The sequence below is a fragment of the Bifidobacterium goeldii genome (assembly GCF_003951095.1).
GTDB lineage: Bacteria > Actinomycetota > Actinomycetes > Actinomycetales > Bifidobacteriaceae > Bifidobacterium > Bifidobacterium goeldii.
This window is the reverse complement of record NZ_QXGL01000006.1, coordinates 74,257-95,677: the sequence shown is the minus strand read 5'-3', so window position 1 is coordinate 95,677 and position 21,421 is coordinate 74,257. Positions and strand designations below refer to the sequence as shown.

Here is a 21,421-nt window from a genome sequence, read left to right as displayed (position 1 = left end):
AAATGGTTTATTACGAAGTTTCAGAAGAATCAGTTCATAAGAACCACGCGGGTTTAAAAGCCAGGTCTGATATTACAAAAATTTTAAAGACATGGAATCATCTTGCCCTTCCCAAGGGTGAAGATAAAGGCCTATTTGATAAAATTATATGTATACCGAAGACATTTTTTGGATGGTTCAATATATATCGTCGGATAAAAAAAGGCGATGTTATATTGTTACAATATCCTATGTTGATGTATCCCAAAGTATCTTTGGTTGCTTTGCCTCTAATTAAAGCTATTAAGGGTAAAGGTGCAAAACTAATTTATCTCATTCATGATCTTCAGAGTTTAAGAGGATATGACTTCAAAGGTGTAGATCAGAATTGGTTAATGATGGCTGATGCTATTATTTCTCATAATTCCGTGATGTCATCATATCTGAAGGAATCCGGAGTAGATTGTCCTATCGTTGATCTTGAGATTTTTGATTATTTAATAGAAGATATTCCATCCAAATCAATCAATAAAGAACAAGGTATTGTTATTGCGGGAAACATGGATCCCGAAAAAGCTGGTTATGTATATCAGCTCTTCAGTCATTTTCCTAATGCGGATTTTAAAATTTACGGTCCTAATTTTGTTCCCTCATCTAATGAGGCTAAATGGTACGAGGGATCTGTTCCTCCCGATCTCCTTCCACATACGATTAAGGGGAAGTATGGATTAGTCTGGGACGGCCCAAGTATTGAAAAGTGTGAAGGGACATATGGAGAGTATCTGAGGGTAAATAATCCTCACAAGTTGTCTCTATATATTATCTCAGGTCTGCCTATTCTTATTTGGAAAGAAGCTGCTGAGGCGGATTTTGTAGTTAAAAATGGAATTGGATTTGCAGTGAATAGCATTGATGATGCAATCAGTAAGATTCGCTCTGTTGATGAAAATGAGTATCGTTCAATGCAAAATAATGTAAAAACAATTCAGGAACGTTTGGCCGTTGGATATTACACAAATAAATCTTTGGAACATGCTTTAGCGCTGATTTAATATGAAGATAATGTTGAATTGTCGCGAGAAAAGGGAAGATTAACCATGCCGATTGTAACAAAGATTAAACTTGTACTGAAAAACATTATGCCTAAGTGTGCTTGGGTTTATCTTCAAAAAAACAAGTTTGATTACAAGTTATCTTTATTTTATAAAGATCAACGAAAGAGATTTTTCAAGTACTGTTCAAGTCCTTGGAACACAGGAGAACCTCAATTAGTGGGTAAGCTGGTCTATTTTACTCATCGAATTGAGAAGGGTTTATCGCATACAGATTTCAGACCCAGATTCGGGAAAAGGGCTTTTTCAGATCTTGCTAAGGTAATGGTTGAGTGGCATCAACGTGGGTACTCGCTTGACAATGAAGCATATATTGCAGCAAGTGATGTTTTTCTAGCTTATCGAATGAAGCATGAAGCTATCAATGAGCCTCTACCAGATTTCTATTATCGAATTGTTGATTCTGTTCACCTTAGTAATAGTAAGAAGGAACCAATATCTGGTGTTAATAATGTTTTAGCATCGGAAAAGAAAGAAAACTGTCAAAAAAACTTTTCAGAGATTTTTAATGGGCGCACAAGTGTAAGAGAATTTGATGACTCGCCAGTTGATTTTGACAAAATACATCGAGCGATAAATCTTTCTATGAAAACTCCATCGGTTTGTAATAGGCAGTCTTTTAGAGTCACGCTAATTAATAATACAAAGATTATTGCCCAGGCGCTTGATCTCCAAGGGGGATGGAGAGGCTATAAAAAGCCTCCAGTTCTTGCTTTGATTACATCAGATATTTCAACTTTTGTTGGTGCAGAGGAACGCAATGAGCCTTATATTGATGGCGGATTGTTCACCATGTCATTCCTGCTTTCATTGGAATACGAGTCTTTGGCCACTTGCCCTTTAAATGCTATGTTCCAGATTAAACAGGAAAAGCAAATGCGTTCTCTCCTGAATATTCCAGATAGTGAAGTTCTTATCGCTTTTGTTGCTATCGGAAACTTTGCCGATTCTGTGCCTGCTCCCAAGTCCTTTAGATTTGCTGGCAAAAGCATTACGCGAATCATACACTAGAGAAGGAAAACAATGGTCAATAACATCGGACTTATTACTTATCACTCAGCGTACAATTATGGCTCTGTTTTACAGGCTCTAGCTACTCAGCTTGCTGTTTCAAATTTCGGGTATGACGTAAAGGTCATAGATTATCGACCGCATTTAGGTGATGTCTTCTACAAAACCTTATATAGAACACACGATGGGTTAAGCACTTTGCTCGCTGATTTGACAATGCTGCCTGTCGCTAATAAAAGGCTTAAGCGAAATACTTTATTTGAATCTTTTATTCAAAAAAACCTCAATTTGACATCCGATAGGTTTGAGAATCCTTCGGATTTATCTCTTCTGCGTGATTCCTTTGATTTAGTTATTAGCGGAAGTGATCAAATCATCAATAAGCACTCTAACGAGCTTGAAAAAGCCGAATGGAGTGCAATGGATCCCTATCTGCTGACATGGACTAATTCTCCCAAAATCACATATGCGTCTTCTCCAGCGACTATGACTGATGCTGAGCTAGAGCTTATAGCCCCCAAGTTGAAGAATTTCAAGCATATTTCTGTGAGGGAAGAGAACGCTAATAAGCGTTTATCCAATGTAACAGATAAAAAGATTACAACAGTTTGTGATCCAACACTGCTAATTAGACCCAAAGAGTGGAGAAAGTTCTCACATACTCTTACTAATAAGAAAAAATATATTTTATTTTATTCTTTGATTCGTCCAAAAAGGTCGTTCCCAATTTTTTCGAGGTTGAGCCAACTTTCGGTTAGAACTGGGTTGCCTGTTTATATTTTGACTCCACTTGCGGGTTTTGTTCCTCCTAATAAACATTTGGTTAATGTGTTAGCTTCTGGTCCTGCGGAGTTTTTGTCTTTGGTTGATAATGCTGAGATGGTGATTACAGACTCCTACCATGGAACTCTGTTCTCTATTAATTTCAATAAAGATTTTTGGATGTTTACCGAAAACTCTTACGAGTATGAGATCGGAACCAGAAAAGGGCAGATTCTTTCAAAACTTAATCTTACAGATCGAATTCTTAATGAGAAAAACATTCAAGATATTGATCTGAGCAAAAAGATTCAATATGACGAGGTTAATGTTGCTCTTGATCAATACGTTACAGAATCATTGAACTATTTGCGTTCGAGTATTAGTGATTAGTTCAATGCATCTCTTTTTACTGGAATGTGTTGTTTGACAAATTGGGCTGTTCCTGGAACGTGTGTTCTGGGAACAGCCCAATTTGGTTGGTTGTGGGTTAGTGGTTATTTGACGGTGATGGTGATGGTAGCGGTCTTGCCTCCCACGGTGGCGGTGATGGTGTTGGTGCCGGCTTGTACGCCGTACACGTTGCCGGTGCCGGTTACGGCCACGGCTGCACCATCAGACGACCAGGTCACCTTACCGGTAGGTGCGTTCTCGAGGTTGAGCTGAACGAGCTTGCCCTTGGCGAGCGTGAGCTTACCGTTAGACACGCCAGCACCAGAGATCGTGAACACATCTTCAGGAGTGGTACCGTCGGTTGTCACATTCGAGGACGTCCAAGATACGCCTAGGGTCATTGGTTCGTTGACAGTGACCTTACGATCAGAGACAGGATCCCAAGTGGACTTACCGTTGGCGTCGATCTTGATCAAACGGAAAGCCACGGCCTGGCCGGCGGTCACGTCGAACGAGCCAGCATATACCGAGCCCGTAGTATTGGTCAGTTTGACGCCGCTGGAGCGAGACCAAGCGTTCTTCTGTCCCCAGTCACCAACCGCGTACAGGGTCTCACCATTCGCCAGAGAGGCGTGAGCCTTGATCTTCACGGTTACGGTAGAGGTGACAGTCTTGGTATCCCAGGCCACGTTGAGTGTGGTTGCGGACGATACCTTAGCGACCTTGCGATCGGTTGTCGGGTCCCAAGTAACCTTGCCATTCGCGTTAACCTTGATCAAACGGAAGGTCATTGGTTTGCCAACGGCTGCGTTCGCAACACCAGTAAACGTGGTAGAGGAGCCGGTCAGTTTGACGCCGCTGGAGCGAGACCAAGCGTTCTTCTGTCCCCAGTCACCAACCGCGTACAGGGTCTCACCATTCGCCAGAGAGGCTGTCGCATGGATTATTACTGGAACGGTCTCAATATTTGCTTCAACCGTGAGCTTGATCGAGGCTTTCACGTCACCAGACTCAGCAGTAATCGTCACCGTACCAGCCTTCTTCGCACTCACCACACCAGTACCCATCACAGAAGCAATGGAAGAATCAGAAGAAGACCACGAGATGCGAGCAGAATCCTGAGCCTCAGCGGGGGAGACCGTAGCCTTCAGGGTTGCGGACTCGCCAGCCTTGAGCGACAGAGCACCGTTCTTCACACCGTCGCCGGAGATTGCGATGGAGTCAACCTTTACTACGCACGGGCTCACGGAACCGACCTGGCCGTTCTGCACCACGATCGTCGCTCCAGAAGCCTTGTAGTTGGCGTTGCTGTTGTTATCCCACTGGCCGGAACCATTGGTGAACACGAACTCAACCTGCTGTTCCTTCACGTCCTTAATCGTGTAGGAAACCCAGCCGTCGCACGCTTCGGTCATCTTCACGCCCGGAGCAGTGGTCCACTTGCCGTCAGCCACACGATAGTGCAGGTAGGTGGAGTTTGCGCCGTACACGGTGCTCGGGTAGAACACGGTCGTGTTGTTCGCCACCGGCTTCTCACCGGTCACGGTCACATCAACAGTCGCGCTCTTGCCGCCAGCAGTTGCGGTAATCGTCGCAGTACCCTTCTTCACGAAGGTTACGAGACCATTCTTATCTACGGTGGCAACAGCAGTGTTGGAAGACTTCCACGTCACCTTCTTATTGGTTGCGTTGTCAGGCTTCACCGTTGCAGTCAGCTGCGAGGTCGTGTCGCCAGCAGCCAGATCAGCCGTCAGCTTGCCAGACTTCACATCATCGCCGGAGATCGCCACAGAAGTCACCTTCACCGTGTCGTCCTCACCGGAGCCGGAATCATCCGAGCCGCCAATGCGAGCGAAGTTCACCGTGAAGTTATCCTGATCGGACTTCTCGAAGCTGTTGTTCTCCTGAGAGCCAGCAGAATCATCCAAGTCAGCGTTGTCGTTCACTGCGAGATCGTACGGCAGAGCATCCATACCGGACTTGCCCATCGTAGCCACCAGCTGCACGCCGAGGCCACTCTTGGCGATCTTCGCCGCGTCGGTACCCAGCTCGCTCAGCGGGATAGACATCTCGTAGTGGAAGTCCATCGTGGAGGAGTTGTGGCCCTTCTCGTTGAAGTTGACCCACTTCGCGTTGCTGCCAGCCTTCATATCGCCGGGCACGCGGCCGTTGTTGGTGCCGTACGCGCCGTCAATACCGTTGACCGCAGAGCTCAGAATGCCCTGACCGTACTTGAACACGATGCCGGACTTCTCAGTATCGGTCTTCGCGTTAGCTGCCGGGCCGTACTGTGCGTTCGCGTTCAGGCCGTTGCTGTCGCCGCCGTAGATCCACGGGCCGTTAGCACCGTTCGTGGAGATGGCGAGCACCTTGTTGAGCTTGTTCTGCCAGGTGATACCGCTATCCCACAGCGTGCCGCCAGTGTTGAGCTGCGCGCTCTTGCCGATGCGCGTGGAGCTATCGCCAGTATCGAATGCGAAGAAGAACGGGACGTTCATGTTATTGAACAGCGTGCCCTGCGTCAGCGGGTAGTTGTCGTTGGGGGCAACCACATCCTGAACGTTGGTCATTTCCCACATCAGGTACAGGTTGTCGTCATCATAGGTGCCGTACAGCGTGTACAGATCGATCGGAACCTCGTACATCGAGTTCGGGCGGTAGACGCGCGGGTCGTCGTTTGCGGCACCCTGCGCGATAATCATCGAGCTATCCCAGTCGTTCGTCTTGCCGTCAACCGTAATGGTCTTCTTGGTGGCATTCGTCTTCGTCTGGTATTGGCTGGCGAGATTCTGCGCCTCAACCTCAGTCTTCGTGTACGTGTACGTGTTCTTCAGCGCTTCGCCGGTCTCCGCGTTCGTAGCGGTGACAGTCACGGTGACCTTGCCACCAACCTTGATGGAAGAGCCAATCTCGATGGTGTCACCATCCTTGAACGAGCCGGACTCGCCCTCAGAAGTGGTGTACTTAGCGTTCTTCACGTTCTTGGCGTACAGCGTAACCGTAGTGGTGTCAGTGCTGAACGACTTGGAAGCAGTAGCAGAAACGGAAGCAACCTTGGTGGTGGAGCCGGAAGCATCGTAGTAGACGCTCACAGCGTTGCCCTTAGCAGTACCAGCAGTGATCTTGCCACCGGAAACCGTGATGGAGCCGCCGTTAACCTGATCCTTATACGTGCCGTCATCCAGCGTGGTAGCAGAACCGACAAGGCTCTGATCGCCGCCCATGTTGGCGATAACCACACCATCGTTGGCGTTGTTGCCGTCAGCCACATAACGCTCGACCATCAGGCAGGAGTTCTGGCCGTTGCAGTTACGCAGGTACTCGGCCTCGCCGTCCATCGCGTTGCGGAAGTGGTTGACCGCCACAACGGACTTGTCCTTCCACATGTCGTCACCAGCGTCACCCAGCTGGCTCTTCTCCGCAAACTGCGGGTTCGAGCCACCAGAGCCGACCGGGCGGTTGAAGTACAGCGGTGCGCCAGCCTGACGAGAAGCCACCAGCGCCCAGCCCATCTTCAGCTGGTAATCGTTGAGGTACGTGGATTCCTTGTCGCCGTTCGCGTAGTTATCGTGCGACTCAACCCACGTGACCAGCTGATCGTTCTTCGCGCCACCATTGCTGATATTGCTCAGCGTGCCAGCGCTCAGATTGCCGTTACGAATTGCCGAGCGGACCGTCTGACCATAAGCGGATGCGGTGTTACCGCCGCCATCCTTCGAATACTTAGTGAACAGGTCCGCGTACGCCTTGTAGTTCAGGCCGGAATCGCCCTGCAGCACCTCACCGTACTGGTATTGTGCGCCATTCTGCAGAATCGTATCCCAGTAGACCGAATGCGTGCCCAGCTCGTCTGGAAGCTCGACGTGCTTAGCGGCATCGAAGCGGAAGCCGTCCACGCCGTCAGCAACAGCCTGCTTCAAGAACGCTTGCATCTTGTTTGCAGCAGTCTGGTTCTGCGTGTTGATATCCCACAAGCCGAGTAGGTGGCACTGGGTTACCTGCCAGCGGTTGGAGTAATCGATCTGATCGCCGTTAGCGCCACCGCAGTTAGAGCGCGAGTGGAACAGGCTCTTATCTTGCCAATCAGAGTCGATTGCGTTCCAATCAGAGGTGAAGTGGTTGGCGACCACGTCGACGATGATACGAACGCCGTATTTGTGGGCTTCAGTGGTAAGCGCTTTGAGATCGTCTTCAGTGCCGACCACGAAGTTGCCGATCTTGGTGTTTGTAGGCTGGTAGACGTAATACCAGTTTTCCGTGAACTTCTTACCGTTCGCAGTGTTGACCTTGATGTGGCTCATCGGTTCGGTTTGCACGGAAGTGTAGCCAGCTTCTGCGATAGCGGCCATGTTTTCTTTGATGGTGTTGAACGACCACATCCAAGCGTGCAAGATGGCGCCGGAATCCATGGATTCGGTCAGGCCGTACTTCTCGCGGGCGGCCTCGAACGTGGCATTGCCACGCGTGTTGGCATAGCTGTCGGTAACGCCTGAATCAGCGAAGGCCGTGGATGAAACGGCAGCAGCGGACAATCCACCAAACAGTGTGGCAGCTGCAGCAACCCACGCTACTGATTTTTTGACAACCTTTGCAAATGGGGATCTACGGTTAGCATGGCGTGGTTCATGCGAACGCGCGCTGCCTTCCTGATCCGAGGGGTACTCGGTATACATGCTGCTCCTTTGCTTTGTGTTCTTTCGAACGTGCGAACCTTCGATGGTTGATGCACACGTTCCCATGTTCATCGATCAACGAAAATCGGCAAATATTGCCGATTTCGCCTCAACTTTTGGCTAATTCGGCTGGTATTCCGACAACGTTTGCACTTTTGGGTTATATAGAGGGCAAGGCCTTAGTGTTCCGGTGGGTTGATGCTCCGGTTCATTCCGGTGCTTCGGAGAGGCGAACTCCCTTTAGCTTCTTTGCTTACTCTTGGATACTATGGTAACCCATTTTTGCAATCGTTGTCAAAGTCGCGTGCGTTGCTGACCGCACAGTGGACGTGCCGCGCTATGCAGTAGTGCATGCGTGAGAAATGACGGTGATGAATACTGGCGCATGCAAGCAATGAAAAACCGGTGACCTGCCAAGTCAAAAGGCAGATCACCGGCTGAATAAGAGCAGTAATTGAATGAAAAAAATCAGGCGGTCTTTTTACGGCCGCGGCGCTTCATAGTGCCAGAAGTAGCATTGGCGGCGTCGAAGATTACCGTTTTGCTGTCCTGGTATGCAGTGCCATTAACCGATTGGTACGCAGTTTCACCTTCGGAGGCTTCGGGTAGCGTGAAATATTCCTTAACAGCAGTGACAATGGCAGTGTCTTTAATGCTTACTGCAGACTGCTTACCATTCGGCTTGCAGAACTTAACCGCGTTATCAGCCTTATCGTCAGTAGGAGTTACTGCAATTTGCTTTGTCTTCTCATTGATTAGCACCTTGACGTACGCCGGAAAATCAAGAGCCTCAGCAGTTGCCTTATTAAAACGAATAGCGGCATCAGTAACAGTCATTACTGTTTTGCCTAGCGGTTTGACCAGCTGAACTTCCTCAAAACCCTGCAATAAAGCAGCCATAATTACTCCTTAAATAACGCTAAATATTCCAAAATAATTATACATATTTTGAGGTGGTATTTAAGGGGGTGATAGGCGGAGTAGGGGAGGATTATTTGTGGGGGATTAAGGGTTTTATTTTGTTGGATTTATTGGGTGGGTATTGCGGAATCGCGCTACGCGCGATGCTGTTTTTTTGGCGGCCTTTGGCCGCTTGACGCTCCCCCAGTCGCGCTACGCGCGCCAGCCCCCTCAGCTGAGGGGGCCACGGCTCCGCCAGCGTGATGAGTCACTTCAATTATGCGATTGTTTGCCCATGTATAGGGTGCGGTAGCCTCGGCTCCCTCGGTGGAGGGAGCTCCCGGCGAAGCCGGGTGAGGGAGCGTCGCGGCGCAAAGCGCCGCCAAAAAACACAGCATCGCGCAACGCGCGATTCCGCGCAGCGCAGCTACGCTACGGCGTTGAGGATATTGTCAACGCCTTGCTTGATTTCGCCATATACGCGTTCGAAAACGTCGCGTGACTTGCGGTGGGGGTCTTCGGTTTCGCTGGCTTTTGGTAGGAATGGGCGAATCATAGAAACGCAGTCTTTGGCTTCAAATAGTCGGTCACTCACTGTATTGCCGGCGATCGGCCCATCGGCGCGCAAATGCTGGCATACGTTTACAAAATCGTTGAACAGCAAAACCTTACGCCCAGCGAGTGGGTTTTGTTCTAGTAGATCGGAAATCTGCTCGCGTTCGAAACATAAAATCAGATCAGCTGAGCCGCTAATAGCAGAGGTCAATGATGTAGACATATGGCTGCTAGCGTCAATGCCATCTTGAGCCAGTAAATCTACTGCGATCGGATCTGCAGGGTGTGGAGGGTAGTGCAGGGTGCCGGCGCTGCTGACGATAATGCCTGTGGTTGGATCAGAAAGTCCGCGTTTGGCGAGGCTATTGCGCGTGTAGTATTCGGCCATTACAGAACGACATTGATTGCCGGTGCACACAAATAGGATGTGCATGATAATCCCTCTTTCCAAACGGTAAAGACCAATGCTTGCCTTGCTATCGCAGCAGGCAAAGCTATCTAGTAATCATAATTGGTATGAAAAAACCGGGAATCCGTAGGATCCCCGGTTACGCTATTTGTTGTCAGTCAGAGACTGAACAAACTAGTTTCAGCGGCGAACGGTGCTCTTGCGCACAGCGAGCAGAGCAGCGCCAGCAGCGCCGAGCAGCACGACAGCCACAGCGTACGGCGTCACAGCAGCACCGGTCTTGGACAGGGTGTTGCCGCTGTTGTCATCAGCCGGAGTGCCGGTAGCAGGAACCTTGATGGAGGCGTCCTTCTCACCGGACTGAGCGCCCACAGCCTTGACGGCGATGGTCTTGCCAGCCTGGCCAGCAACGAAGGTGTACACCAGGGTCAGGGAGCCGTCAGCCTTAGCGTTCACAGTGGTGGACACCTCAGCGATAGCCTTCACGCTGGAAACGACAGCGTCATCGTAGTACACGGTGACAGCTTCGTTCGGCTGGAAGGTGCCAGCCGGGAAAGCCACGGTAGCGGTGGTAGCGCTGTAGGACACGGACGGGCCGTAGTCGTCAGCGAAAGCGGTGCCAGCAGTCAGGCCGAAACCGAACACAGCAGCGATAGCAGCCAGGAGAGCAACGATCTTCTTCTTCATAATCATTTACCTCGATACGCAATTATTTTCTTCACGGAAGCTTCCCCAAGAGGTCTTCCTCCGCTTGCACTCCCACACTGTACACCCCCCGTCGTCTTTCGAAAACTGGCGTGAAACCTTGCAACGAGCGGGAAGTGACAACGTGATCACATTGTGTGGCAATGTGATCACATCATGTGACAACGTTCAAACATGGATTATTTGTGTAGTTTTGAAATTTGTGAGGCTAAAACCGTTGGAATTATTGGGTTTTGAGGTGGTGAAGACACGTATTTTTCAAAAAATTCAAGAATTAACTTTCTCGACACACTGAAAATGGACCGTCGTCGGCGTGTCATCTCAGCAGTCGTCTCTTGAACATGCCAGCGTCAATCAGTGCGGCAGCAGTGCTCTTTGCTCGTTATCACTGCTCTTCATCGTCAAAACTAAACAGGTCTTCCACGGTAGTGTCAAAGACCTTCGCCAAGTCCATTGCCAATCGCAGTGACGGGCAGTACTGGCCCTGTTCCAATCGTCCGATAGTTTCACGCCGCACGTTTACCAGATTGGCGAGATCGGATTGCTTCATACCTCGTGCAATACGGCGCAGTTTGATGCTAGTCTTCATCGTCGCCTCCGGCAGCACCATCATGCTCAAGCCATAAATACATAACGTCAGACAATGCGAGTGCAGCCATAGCGAGTGCAGGCAGCAGCATTGGGGGAATAACACGAATAACCAGCGGGTTCATCAGGTTGAGCACGGTGTAGATGAATCCAATCACTACCAGCACAGCTACGAGCGTCAACAGTGCAGACTGCATGGCTGCTCCTTGGTGAAGATCAGAGAGCTCATCGCGCCGCGGGTTAGCTTTACGTAACGTAGTGACCGTCCAGATTTCGCCAATGGACCATACCACTGCTACAGCGGCGGCAATAATTGCGCCAACAAGATCATGCCCAATAACAGCCATGAGTAGGCACGAGCATGCGCCCACCAGTTCAATGACGGCGCGAATGGCCATGTACCTATTAAATGTCATGAGTTCCCTCCGCTTTGCTACGTAGATTACGTATCGGCTCACTGTGTCTCAATCCATTGTGCAACGAATTGACTTCAGACGCTATTTTGCGCGGTATGTCAGCGTTTTCAGTAGGTGGACAGACCATGTTAGATGTCCCCCCTACACCGTAGTCTTCCAATTCTGTCAGGGTATGGCGTTCTCTTTCTCCACGGAGAAAAAATTCGGGGGGGGGTAGCCGCTCGGACCCGTAAGACATGAGAGAAGCGGCAGGGAAGAGAGTCTGAAGTGTTGTCTGCTGATAATGGAATGCCTTCGCGCGTAAATAACGGGGAAAAACAGAATAATAAGACCGCGCACACTGAGCTCAACGACATTCGGTTGCGGCAGGTTTCCCATGTGCTGTACTGGCGATTCTTCGTCAATCTCGCGTTCATGCTTATTGACATGGCAATGTACCTTATTGCCGGTGCAGTGATTGTTAGCTTGCGGCATGAGGGGCAGGTGCTCTACTCGTTCCGCTTTGATTTTGCGTTGAACACCACGGTATATTTCTTGATTTCAGCATGCTTCTGGATTTGGTCACTGCGCATGGTCGGCTTGTATCGCCGGCATGTAATGGGTGATCGTTATCAGATCTATGTGCTGGTTACTAAAGGCATGGTCGTGTGCTGGGTGGTGCAGTGCGCATTTAACTACTTCTTTAACTTCAATTTCACACTCACTTCGCTATCGCTGACAGTGATTGTTGGTTGGGCTTTTACGATGATTGAGCGCACGGTGATGCGCTCGTTCATTACACGTAGCCGCCGCAAAGGCGCGTACGCATATGGAACGGTGATTGTTGGTTCACCGCATGGCATTGGCCGCACGCTGATGTTTTTGGCTCAGCGGCAGCAGCTAAGCTACCGACCAGTAGCAGTATGCCCAATTCGCGTTAATCCATCTACTGGCTTGGTGGAATCGGACTCGAATCTCGATGAGGTACGCAAGCAAATCCGCGACAATTGGAACGGACATTTGCCGGTACTGAACTACGATGACGATAATCTTGCTGGTCGCATTATTGCGATGAATGCGCAGATTGTTATGGTCTCTGACGAGTTGCGCCGCAATTCCGACAATTACAATATTTTCTCGGTGCGCATGGAATCATCCGGGCTGGAAATTGCTGCTATTTCTTCTGCTGCTGATACCGCAGGCCACGAGATTCATGTCCAAACGATTCAGGGCATGACGATTATCTCGCAGCGACTGCCGCAGTATTCCATTGGTGCGCAGCTGTCAAAGCGTATTTTCGATATTCTGGTTTCGCTTATCGCTATCGTGCTCGCTTCGCCAATCATGCTGATCACTGCTTTGCTCATCAAACTCGATGACGGTGGCCCGGTGTTCTACAAGCAGCAGCGAATCGGTTTGCGCGGTAAACCGTTCTATATTCATAAATTCCGCTCCATGAGTGTGAACGCTGATAAACATCTTGCGGAGGTTGCAGCTGCTAACGGTCAGGAGTTGGGACTGCGCGTGAAAATCAAACGGGACCCTCGCGTCACCAAAATTGGTCACTTTATCCGCAAAACCTCCATTGATGAGCTTCCACAGTTCTTTGATGTGCTGCTCGGCACAATGTCTGTAGTTGGGCCGCGCCCGCAACGGCAGTTTGAAGTGGATGAATACAACCAAGTGTTCGCTACTCGACTGCTGGTAAAGCCTGGTATTACTGGTCCGTGGCAGGTTTCCGGCCGCTCTGACCTCTCCGATGAGGAGAGCGAGTCCTTGGATGTGGCATACGTGCAAAATTGGTCAATTACCGGCGATATTGTGTATATATTCCGCACGGTAGGCACGGTACTGCTACCGAAGGGCGCATACTGATTGCTTCGCGCAACAGAGAACCCGTCCGATGGATGTAATCGCAGAAAGATCATTGACCATCAATCATGACTGAACAGAACATACCCGAGCCTCCAACCCCGCCCCAGCGCACTCAGTCAGGCGAGCAGAGCAGCGACGATAATGCGCCGGTATTGCAGCCTGATATCGACCCGGCAGTGGTTGCTGAACACTTACGTGAAGACGAGCATCACCGTCACCGCAGGCGTATGAGCCGCGATCATGTACGTCGGATTAAGCGCAAGAAGCGCATTCGTAGGGCACTGATTGCGCTTGGCGTGCTCGTGCTCATTCTGATCGCGCTATGCGCTTGGCTTGGCGTCTCTGCGTTGAAGGCGAAAAGTGAGATGGAATCCGCGGTTGCTATAGCTAGCAAGATCCAAAGCAGTGTAAAGAGCGGCGACACCAATCAAGTAAAAGCCGACATCGAACAGTTCTCTCAGCATATTGACGCCACGTACGCGCAAACCAAGCAGCCCGTATGGGCGCTCGCTACCCTCACGCCGCATTACGGTTCTGATGTGAAAGCAGTGCGAGAAGCAGTACGCATTCTCGAAGACGTATCGATTAACGCACTGCCAAAGCTGGCACAATCTGCCGAAGCACTGGACCTCAACAGTATCGGTGTTGAGAATGGCACCATCCAGCTCGGCAATATGGCTCAGGCCGCGCAGGATCTCACGGCTGCGAACGAAGTGATCGCTGACGCGAACGTAAGTCTCAGTAATATCAGCGGCACGCATATTCCGCAGCTCACCAATGCCCTTAACAAAGGCACCAAAGCGTTTAATACACTCGCATCGTTGACTGACACCGTGAGCCGTATGGCGGATGTCATGCCGAAAATGCTCGGTCTCGCACAAGACTCTAACAACACTGCGCGCAACTATTTGGTGTTAGCGCAGAACAACTCTGAGCTTCGTGCCACTGGCGGTATTCCTGCTTCATGGGGCACGCTGAGTGTGAACCAAGGCAAGCTGAGCGTCGGCACGTTTGAAGCGCCATCTGAACAATGGATGTTTAGCGATGAGGAATCGAAGACCACGCTCACAGCTGATGAGCGTGTACTGTTTTCCTCGAAAATGGCTACTCGCTATCAGGACATCAACTTCACACCTGATTTTCCGCGCACTGCCAAACTCGCCGAGCAGGTCTGGCAGCGGGCTGGCCACGGTGATGTAGACGGTGTACTGAGCGTTGACCCGGTCTTTCTGCAGCGACTGTTGAGCGTTACCGGCCCGGTAACCCTTTCGGACGGTACCGTGCTGAGTGCCGATAATGCAGCGCAGATTCTGCTCAACCAGACGTACATTGACAAAGCTACCGGGCGCGAACAAGACGCATTCTTTACCATGGCAGCCAGCGAAGTGTTTGGTCACATATTGACCGACATGGGAGGCAAAAACCGCCAGCTTGTCGAGGTATTCCAGCAATCCGTAACTGACGGTCACCTCTACGTATGGAGCGCTCACGAGGATGAGCAGGAACGCTTGCAAGACACGGCGATCTCTGGCGCGCTGACCTCTAACCCGTCACAACCAGTGACCGGCGTGTACTTTAACGATGCCACTATGGGCAAAATGGACTGGTACCTCAAGCGCGAAGTCACCAGTACATACGACAAAACCTACCCCAGCGGAGCTAAGCAGTACACCATCCACATCAAACTCACCAACACGGCAGACGCGGCACAAGTCAATGCCGCCCCTGATCTATTACGCGGCTATGACCATGAGGGTAACCCGCGCAAGGGTGAGATTGAAACAATTCTGTACCTGTACGCTCCCGATGAGGGGCGCATTGTGGATTGGACGCAAGACTTCGACCAAATCACCATGCACAATGAGCTCACCGTCGGCGTGAAAACCGTGACGCTACAGCCGGGGGAGAGCTTTGAAACTACGGTGCACGTGTCAGTCAGTCCTTCAGCCGGAGATCATGAGATGACGCTGCGGCAGACCCCCTTAGTGGATTAGCAAAGGTTCTATACCTTTATCTATAGTGTGAGTTTTAGGAAACAATACAGAATATGGATACCGAGAGAGAACGGAGTAGGTCCGTGGAAGAAACACAACAGGTTCGTGATGATGGCGTTACCATCATCGACCTCCTGAACGCAGTGCGGAAGCATGTCATCACAGCGGTGGTGACTCTAGTGATCGTGCTCGCCGCAGCGCTGGCGTACACGTTCCTGCAAACGCCGCAGTACACGGCGACTTCCGAACTGGTAGCCACCTACCGCGCATCGGCAAATATGACCACGAATTCTGGTGGCGATTTGAGCTCTGGTGCTAACTACCTGAGCAGCCAGATTCGTACCTACCCGCAGCTGGTGAAAACTGAAGCTGTGCTACAGCCGGTCATCAACGATCTTGGCTTGAACACAACGGTGAAGGATCTTGCAGCGACGGTAACCGCTACGAACCCGACCAACACCATGCTGGTAGATATCTCCGTCGAAAACTCGGACCCGAAGGCAGCGTCCAACATCGCGAACTCGGTGGCTAACAGCTTGAAGAAGCAGGTTACGTCCACCTTGTACAACGATGCAGGCGACAAGCTCACCTCACCAATCAACCTGACCGTTGTGCAGCAGGCATACGCGCCGGTTTCGCCAAGCTCGCCGAAGATCGGCTTGAACATTGCCATCGGTATCGTCGGCGGTATTATCCTCGGTATTTTCGCGGCTTTGATCAAGGATCTGCTGGATACGCGCGTGCGCCAGGAAAGCGACATTACCGCGATTATCAACGCTCCAGTACTGGGCACGCTCAGCCGTAACGAAGTCTACGAGGATGTTGCACCCGTGATCATCACCCGCCCAGCTTCGCGCGATGCTGAAGACGTGCGCCGTCTGCGCACCAATCTGACGTTCGTGCTGCCGAAAGACAAGCCGAAGGGCAACGTTATCGTCGTCACGTCTGCTGGCCCGTCTGAAGGTAAGACCACTACTTCTGTGAATCTTGCCGCTGCTTTTGCCGAGCAGGGAAGCAAGCTGCTGCTGATCGACGCCGACGTGCGTAATCCTTCCGTGAGCAAGAAGCTCGGTATCGAAGGTTCGATTGGCCTGACGCACTTGATCACCAGCGCTGTTTCCTCGCATGATGCGATCCAGCGCTACTGGAAGCCTAACTTCCACGTGCTTCCGGCTGGCAAGCAGAACATGAACCCTGGTATTTTGCTCAACTCGCAGACAATGAAGGCGTTCATTGACCAGGTTGCTGCAGCATACGATTACGTGATTATCGATACCGCGCCGATGCAGGTGGCAAACGATGCTGCCGTGTTCGCAAAGGAAGGCCCGCAGCTGCTCGTAGTGGCAGGCCTCGGCAAGGCAGAGAAGAAGCAGCTCAAGGAAACTGAAAAGGAACTTGAGACGCTGGGCATTAAGACCGCTGGCCTGTCCGTCAACTTTGCTGAAGTCGACAAGATGCACAAGTCTGGTTACTACTATTACTACGGCGAAGAAGAGGACAAGAAAAACAGCAAGCGTCAAATGCGCCACCGTAAAGACGGCGAAGGCTCCGACGCCGAGTAAGGCATTCTCTTCTTGGCCCCCTCGGCTGAGGGGGCTGTCAGCCGTAAGGCTGACTGGGGGAGCGTCAACCCCCACCGATAAGGCAATACTAAAAAATCCCGTTTACTGATCCAAACGACCAGTAAACGGGATTTTTTGTAGGAAACGTCCTTTACCGCAGTGCCAAGTTCGCAGCGCCGATCAAACCGGCATCCTGGCCGGCGGTAGCGGCAACGATCTTCGCGTGGCCACGGTATGCGCTGCCTTCAAGGAAGCGCGAATAGTTGTAGCGAGCCGGCTCCAGCAGAATATCGCCAACAGCTACCACGCCGCCGCCAATCACAAAGATATCCGGGTCAAGCACGGCAGCGGTCGCAGCCATCGTGCGCCCTAGCCACTCGCCAATCTTGTTAAACGCGTACAAGCCAAGCACATCGCCTTCCTGAGCCGCCTGAGAAACCATCGGGCCTTCAAGCTTGGTGATGTCGCCATGGCACAATTCCAGCAGGCGCTTCGCATCCTGCGGGCGACGGCGCACAGCCGACTTAGCAAAGTTCTCCAGCGACGTACCCGACGTGTAACGCTCTGCACAACCGCGCAGGCCGCAACCGCAGTGGTCGCCATCCGGAACCATCGGCAGGTGGCCAAGCTCAGCAGCCATACCAAAGGAGCCGCGGTACAGTTCGCCATTGATCACAATCGCGCCGCCAAGGCCAGTGCCAACGGTCAGCGCCACCATGTTCTTGCTGCCCTGGCCGGCACCGTGCACGTATTCGCCCCAACCAGCGCAGTTTGCGTCATTTTCCACAATAACCGGCACTGCGTGGTCAATAAGCGCGCCAATATGCTCAGACAAGTCGTAGTTAATCCAAGCGGGAATATTGGCGGAGAAGGTCATGGTCTTGCGATCCGCGCCCACATTGCCGGCAGCGGAAACACCAATCGCTTCAATGTCGGTGTGACCAGCGGCCACGGCTTCGCGGTAGATTTCAGCGATGTGCTGGTTGATAGCGTCCGCATTCATCGGCGTAGGAACGCGCCAGCGCTGGATAATAGTGTCGTCGGCGTCGCAAACGGCGGCGGCGATCTTCGTTCCTCCGATGTCGATAGCCAGAGTGGACATACTGCTCCTTGCTCGCAATTGCAATGTGTCTCGCCGCGTCGTCATACCGACGTGGCGGTCTTTCGTAGACCGATATCTATTAACCTACCATTTGGTAAGTATAGATTCGAGTCGTGCGCGCGTCGCTGTGACGGCTGCACTCCCATGTTCTCCTGACAGTGTTAATGCGCGAAGTACTCCGAATGAATTGAGCGGTACAATCGCGGTATTACGCCAACACCATCGGGGAGGCGGTATGGGCAACATCACCGACGACATTCGCGCGCATCTCGACGATTTTGCATCGCGATCATTTAGCGATGTTGATAGTCTCGCCTTGGCACAGCTCGCCTACGCGCGCATGCCAGATAATGTGCCGCGATGGAGTGATACTGCTGCTGCAAGCGCGCAGCCGATCGCCACCGTTTCGGTGCGGGATCTCTTGCGCGCCGAATGCTATGACGCAATGTTTGGGCGCGTATGGTCCCCAGCATTGAATATTGATTTGCTGCGCGCCATGGCAGAAAGCCCTCGTTGGCGCAGCTTGCGCGTTGGTGAATATGTGAGCGAGCTTGAGCCGGAAACAACAAAACAGTTCTCCGCTTGCGTGTTCGACCTTGGCGACGGGCGCTTATATGTTGCATTCCGGGGTACTGATAGTTCCATCATCGGGTGGAAAGAAGATTTTGCGATGGCGTTCCGCCGTCCGGTTGCCTCACAGGAGGCTGCTGCACGATATTTGACGAATATTGCTGCACGCTGGGCGGGGCCGATTATGATTGGCGGCCACTCTAAAGGCGGCAATCTGGCGGTGTATGCGGCGGCGAGCGTGCCGCAAGCGGTACAGCAGCGCATTGTAGGCGTGTATTCGCATGATGGGCCAGGTTTTGATAGTGCCTTCTTTGCCACGCCAGGGTATGCGCGTATTGCGAATGTGATCAGTAAATCTGTGCCGGAAGCCTCGATTATTGGCATGCTGTTTGAACGGCGTGAGGATGCTGCAGACGGCTACGCGGTAGTAAATAGTACCGGCGTAGGGATTATGCAGCATTTTGCGCTGAACTGGCAGGTTCAAGACGGTCATTTTCAGCTTGCGCAAGGGCTTACCGCAAGCGCTCGCTATGCAGCGCGCACGCTCAATGACTGGATGGACCGATATGACGATGAGCATCGGCGGCTCTTTATTGAAAGCTTGTTCCATATTCTTGAAGCAGGCGGATATTCGACTTTTGGTGAACTGACAGCTCACTGGACGCAGTCGTTGCCAGCTATGTTGGCAGCTTCGCGCGATATTGACCCGGCTGACCGTGAGGTGGCGGCTGCCGTGCTGAAGGGGTTGGTTTCTACTGCGGCAGCGTCAGTGATTCCTGATGGACGCGGATAGTTGCTGGAAAAACTGCGAGTGACTGGCGTGGGCTGCCGGTGATTATTACTGCGTATTGGCGATGGGTGTAGTGCAATAGTGATTAGAGATGATTACGAGTAAGCAGTACTGAAATATCTTGGCGTGTTGATCTTCACAAAACGGCATAATTCCAGCGTTTTCGCGGCGTTTGTCTATTGGCAAACAGTAGCTACGTTGCTACGATAGGCAGCAGCTCAGAATCGTAGGGGATTCAAAGTCACTGGGGTCTATGAGCTATGGAAGTACGAAGAAGTCGAGGAAGAAGCCGATGTCGGATCATTATTGTCATGTTATTGGATGCTGCAAGCCTGCAGAAAGCGAAGGCTTGTGCGCCAGCCATTTCACTCGCGCACTGATCTACGGTCAGATGCGTTCTGCTGCGCCCCGCCCCGCGGTCGCCCACGCAGTCTCTATGCGCGCTGACGCCTAACGCGTACGTTTACGCGATCACAATATCAACCAGCCGAGCCCACAAGGCCCGGTTTTTTATTGCACGGCAGTGTGCTTCGCTATAACGGAATCGCGCGGCGCGCGATGCTGTTTTTTGGTGGCACTGGCGTGCCACCTGACGCTCCCTCAGTCAGCCTGCGGCTGACAGCTCCCTCAGCCGAGGGAGCCGGGGCTCCGCCAGCATGATTGGCTTTGCTGTAAATTCATGATTGGTTTTGCTGTAAATTACTGTGCTTCCTTATCAAGGGTGCGGCTAGCCTTGGCCCCCTTCAGCTAGGCCGAGCCGTATAGCAAACGCTGAAGCGTTTGTAGGCGAGGAGCGAGCGACAGCGAGCAAATAAAACAGTCAGCTGAAAGCTGTCCATAATTACAGGACGCTGTCAGCGCAGTTGACTGGGGGAGTGTCTGCGGCGCAGTCAGGTGCCGCCAACAACACAGCATCGCGCGGCAGCGCGATTCCGCGATTCCGATATGTTGACGGGGGAGAGCGAGAAATGGATTGAGTGGCGTAAGCTCCTGAGGGCTCATAGTGTGTGGCAAGGAGAATTACGAGATGACGATCGCAGGCTTTTCCGTGGTAACAATGCTGCTGATCTTGCTCGCTGGTGTTGGCGCAGGATTCGTCGGGTACGCGGTAGGAGCCTCGTCACTCGTGTCATACCCAGCGCTGCTCGCACTTGGCATTCCGCCAGTATTAGCAAACGCATCCAACACGGTAGGCGTGTGTGGTACTGGCTTCGGTGGAGCATTCGGCGCGCGCAAAGAACTCCACGGTCATGCTGCGCGCGCAATCACCTATGTAGTTATCGGTGCGATCGGCGGTGTTGCTGGCGCCGCATTACTGCTGAGTCTCGATCCAAAAATCTTCGAATTCGCTGTCCCGCCTCTCATCCTGTTCAGCTCGCTCATCATCGCCGCGAACCCGCGTGGGCGCATGCAGAATCGTCAAGCAGTATCCGCTGTTCTCGCACAATCCGGCATGGTGAGCAACACTCCCGCAGCGCCTACCACTACGCAGCCAATGTCCAAAGACTCCTGGTGGGTGTGGCTCGGCGTGTGGTTTGTGGCCGTGTACAGTGGCTATTTCGGTGCGGGCGCAGGCACATGTGCGCTCGCAGTGCTTGACGCCGCTAAAATCGGCCCATTCCACCAAGTCAACGCGCTCAAAACTCTGATCGGTACTGGTGCAAACGTTACCGCTTCGATTATCTTCATCGTGCGCGGCGTAGTGGACTGGCCGGCTGCAATCCTACTGTTTATCGGATGCTTGATTGGCGGTTACATCGCCCCGCCTATCACGCGTCATATTCCCGCGCGGATTATGCGCATTGCTGCAGTCATTGCCGGCGTAGTACTGGCTGCTGATCTCGCCTTCAAAACCTACCTGTGAGGCTTCAGTCACACCGCCGCGAACGCTTCCCTGTCCAGCAAGCGTTCAGAAAACGGCCAGTTAAGTCCCCAGAATCAGCAACGTGATTCCTAGCGTCATCTAAGTCCCTCACCAAGTTGGCCTCCCATAGTTAACGTCAGCGGGCGGCACGTGCCAAGCGTGCGTGCCAGCCGTAGACAACGCCA

15 protein-coding genes are annotated in these 21,421 nt (G+C 51.8%); 8 read left to right on the top strand and 7 right to left on the bottom strand.

Going from position 1 to position 21,421, the window contains the following annotated elements; genetic code table 11:
* The first annotated feature begins 2 nt into the window (after positions 1–2).
* From D2E25_RS08815 to D2E25_RS08805, 3 genes are read left to right on the top strand one after another with little or no spacing between them, the layout of a single operon-like run.
* Positions 3–1,031, top strand: coding sequence for a glycosyltransferase (locus D2E25_RS08815; protein WP_125981933.1), 1,029 nt, complete (start codon positions 3–5; stop codon positions 1,029–1,031).
* A gap of 45 nt (positions 1,032–1,076) precedes the next feature.
* On the top strand, positions 1,077–2,102 hold the full coding sequence (locus D2E25_RS08810) for a nitroreductase family protein (protein ID WP_125981930.1): 1,026 nt from the start codon (positions 1,077–1,079) through the stop codon (positions 2,100–2,102).
* A gap of 12 nt (positions 2,103–2,114) precedes the next feature.
* Positions 2,115–3,254, top strand: coding sequence for a polysaccharide pyruvyl transferase family protein (locus D2E25_RS08805; protein ID WP_125981928.1), 1,140 nt, complete (start codon positions 2,115–2,117; stop codon positions 3,252–3,254).
* A 104-nt stretch (positions 3,255–3,358) separates the two neighbouring features.
* On the opposite strand, the gene D2E25_RS08800 is transcribed toward D2E25_RS08805, so the two are convergent.
* From D2E25_RS08800 to D2E25_RS08775, 6 genes are all read right to left on the bottom strand, one after another.
* The gene (locus tag D2E25_RS08800; protein ID WP_125981926.1) at positions 3,359–7,927 is read right to left on the bottom strand and encodes an Ig-like domain-containing protein; all 4,569 of its coding nucleotides are present in this window, start codon (positions 7,925–7,927) and stop codon (positions 3,359–3,361) included.
* 468 nt (positions 7,928–8,395) lie between these two features.
* Positions 8,396–8,827 (bottom strand): hypothetical protein, encoded by a 432-nt coding sequence (locus tag D2E25_RS08795; RefSeq protein ID WP_125981924.1) that lies wholly within the window; start codon positions 8,825–8,827, stop codon positions 8,396–8,398.
* A 427-nt stretch (positions 8,828–9,254) separates the two neighbouring features.
* Positions 9,255–9,815 (bottom strand): arsenate reductase/protein-tyrosine-phosphatase family protein, encoded by a 561-nt coding sequence (locus D2E25_RS08790; RefSeq protein ID WP_125981921.1) that lies wholly within the window; start codon positions 9,813–9,815, stop codon positions 9,255–9,257.
* Positions 9,816–9,971: 156 nt separating this feature from the next.
* On the bottom strand, positions 9,972–10,478 hold the full coding sequence (locus D2E25_RS08785) for a hypothetical protein (RefSeq protein WP_125981919.1): 507 nt from the start codon (positions 10,476–10,478) through the stop codon (positions 9,972–9,974).
* A 403-nt stretch (positions 10,479–10,881) separates the two neighbouring features.
* Positions 10,882–11,085, bottom strand: coding sequence for a helix-turn-helix transcriptional regulator (locus D2E25_RS08780; protein WP_125981917.1), 204 nt, complete (start codon positions 11,083–11,085; stop codon positions 10,882–10,884).
* The gene (locus tag D2E25_RS08775; protein WP_125981915.1) at positions 11,075–11,500 is read right to left on the bottom strand and encodes a hypothetical protein; all 426 of its coding nucleotides are present in this window, start codon (positions 11,498–11,500) and stop codon (positions 11,075–11,077) included. The genes D2E25_RS08780 and D2E25_RS08775 overlap by 11 nt, the downstream gene beginning before the upstream one ends.
* Before the next feature lie 288 nt (positions 11,501–11,788).
* On the opposite strand from D2E25_RS08775, the gene D2E25_RS08770 reads away from it, so the two are divergent.
* The 3 genes from D2E25_RS08770 to D2E25_RS08760 all read left to right on the top strand — a co-directional run bounded on the left by D2E25_RS08770 (position 11,789) and on the right by D2E25_RS08760 (position 16,910).
* Positions 11,789–13,354 carry a sugar transferase gene (locus tag D2E25_RS08770; RefSeq protein ID WP_125982011.1) on the top strand — a complete coding sequence of 522 codons (1,566 nt, stop codon included), beginning with the start codon at positions 11,789–11,791 and terminating at the stop codon, positions 13,352–13,354.
* 65 nt (positions 13,355–13,419) lie between these two features.
* Positions 13,420–15,348: a DUF4012 domain-containing protein gene (locus D2E25_RS08765; RefSeq protein ID WP_125981913.1), complete on the top strand. Its 1,929-nt coding sequence runs from the start codon at positions 13,420–13,422 to the stop codon at positions 15,346–15,348.
* A gap of 83 nt (positions 15,349–15,431) precedes the next feature.
* Positions 15,432–16,910 (top strand): tyrosine-protein kinase domain-containing protein, encoded by a 1,479-nt coding sequence (locus D2E25_RS08760; protein ID WP_125981911.1) that lies wholly within the window; start codon positions 15,432–15,434, stop codon positions 16,908–16,910.
* Positions 16,911–17,061: 151 nt separating this feature from the next.
* On the opposite strand, the gene D2E25_RS08755 is transcribed toward D2E25_RS08760, so the two are convergent.
* The gene (locus D2E25_RS08755; protein WP_125981909.1) at positions 17,062–18,012 is read right to left on the bottom strand and encodes an ROK family glucokinase; all 951 of its coding nucleotides are present in this window, start codon (positions 18,010–18,012) and stop codon (positions 17,062–17,064) included.
* Positions 18,013–18,247: 235 nt separating this feature from the next.
* Here D2E25_RS08755 and D2E25_RS08750 point away from each other — a divergent pair, with 235 nt between their 5' ends.
* Both D2E25_RS08750 and D2E25_RS08745 read left to right on the top strand, forming a co-directional pair.
* Entirely contained in the window at positions 18,248–19,375 is a 1,128-nt protein-coding gene (locus D2E25_RS08750) for a DUF2974 domain-containing protein (RefSeq protein WP_125981906.1), read from the top strand.
* 1,024 nt (positions 19,376–20,399) lie between these two features.
* Entirely contained in the window at positions 20,400–21,236 is an 837-nt protein-coding gene (locus tag D2E25_RS08745) for a sulfite exporter TauE/SafE family protein (protein ID WP_125981904.1), read from the top strand.
* Positions 21,237–21,421 lie beyond the last annotated feature (185 nt).

Coding starts and splice junctions, on each gene's coding strand:
- D2E25_RS08810 (WP_125981930.1), top strand. CDS start 1,077: ATGCCGATTGTAACAAAGATTAAACTTGTACTGAAAAACATTATGCCT.
- D2E25_RS08790 (WP_125981921.1), bottom strand. CDS start 9,815: ATGCACATCCTATTTGTGTGCACCGGCAATCAATGTCGTTCTGTAATG.
- D2E25_RS08775 (WP_125981915.1), bottom strand. CDS start 11,500: ATGACATTTAATAGGTACATGGCCATTCGCGCCGTCATTGAACTGGTG.
- D2E25_RS08745 (WP_125981904.1), top strand. CDS start 20,400: ATGACGATCGCAGGCTTTTCCGTGGTAACAATGCTGCTGATCTTGCTC.
- D2E25_RS08755 (WP_125981909.1), bottom strand. CDS start 18,012: ATGTCCACTCTGGCTATCGACATCGGAGGAACGAAGATCGCCGCCGCC.
- D2E25_RS08805 (WP_125981928.1), top strand. CDS start 2,115: ATGGTCAATAACATCGGACTTATTACTTATCACTCAGCGTACAATTAT.
- D2E25_RS08780 (WP_125981917.1), bottom strand. CDS start 11,085: ATGAAGACTAGCATCAAACTGCGCCGTATTGCACGAGGTATGAAGCAA.
- D2E25_RS08765 (WP_125981913.1), top strand. CDS start 13,420: ATGACTGAACAGAACATACCCGAGCCTCCAACCCCGCCCCAGCGCACT.
- D2E25_RS08750 (WP_125981906.1), top strand. CDS start 18,248: ATGGGCAACATCACCGACGACATTCGCGCGCATCTCGACGATTTTGCA.
- D2E25_RS08815 (WP_125981933.1), top strand. CDS start 3: ATGGTTTATTACGAAGTTTCAGAAGAATCAGTTCATAAGAACCACGCG.
- D2E25_RS08785 (WP_125981919.1), bottom strand. CDS start 10,478: ATGAAGAAGAAGATCGTTGCTCTCCTGGCTGCTATCGCTGCTGTGTTC.
- D2E25_RS08795 (WP_125981924.1), bottom strand. CDS start 8,827: ATGGCTGCTTTATTGCAGGGTTTTGAGGAAGTTCAGCTGGTCAAACCG.
- D2E25_RS08800 (WP_125981926.1), bottom strand. CDS start 7,927: ATGTATACCGAGTACCCCTCGGATCAGGAAGGCAGCGCGCGTTCGCAT.
- D2E25_RS08770 (WP_125982011.1), top strand. CDS start 11,789: ATGCCTTCGCGCGTAAATAACGGGGAAAAACAGAATAATAAGACCGCG.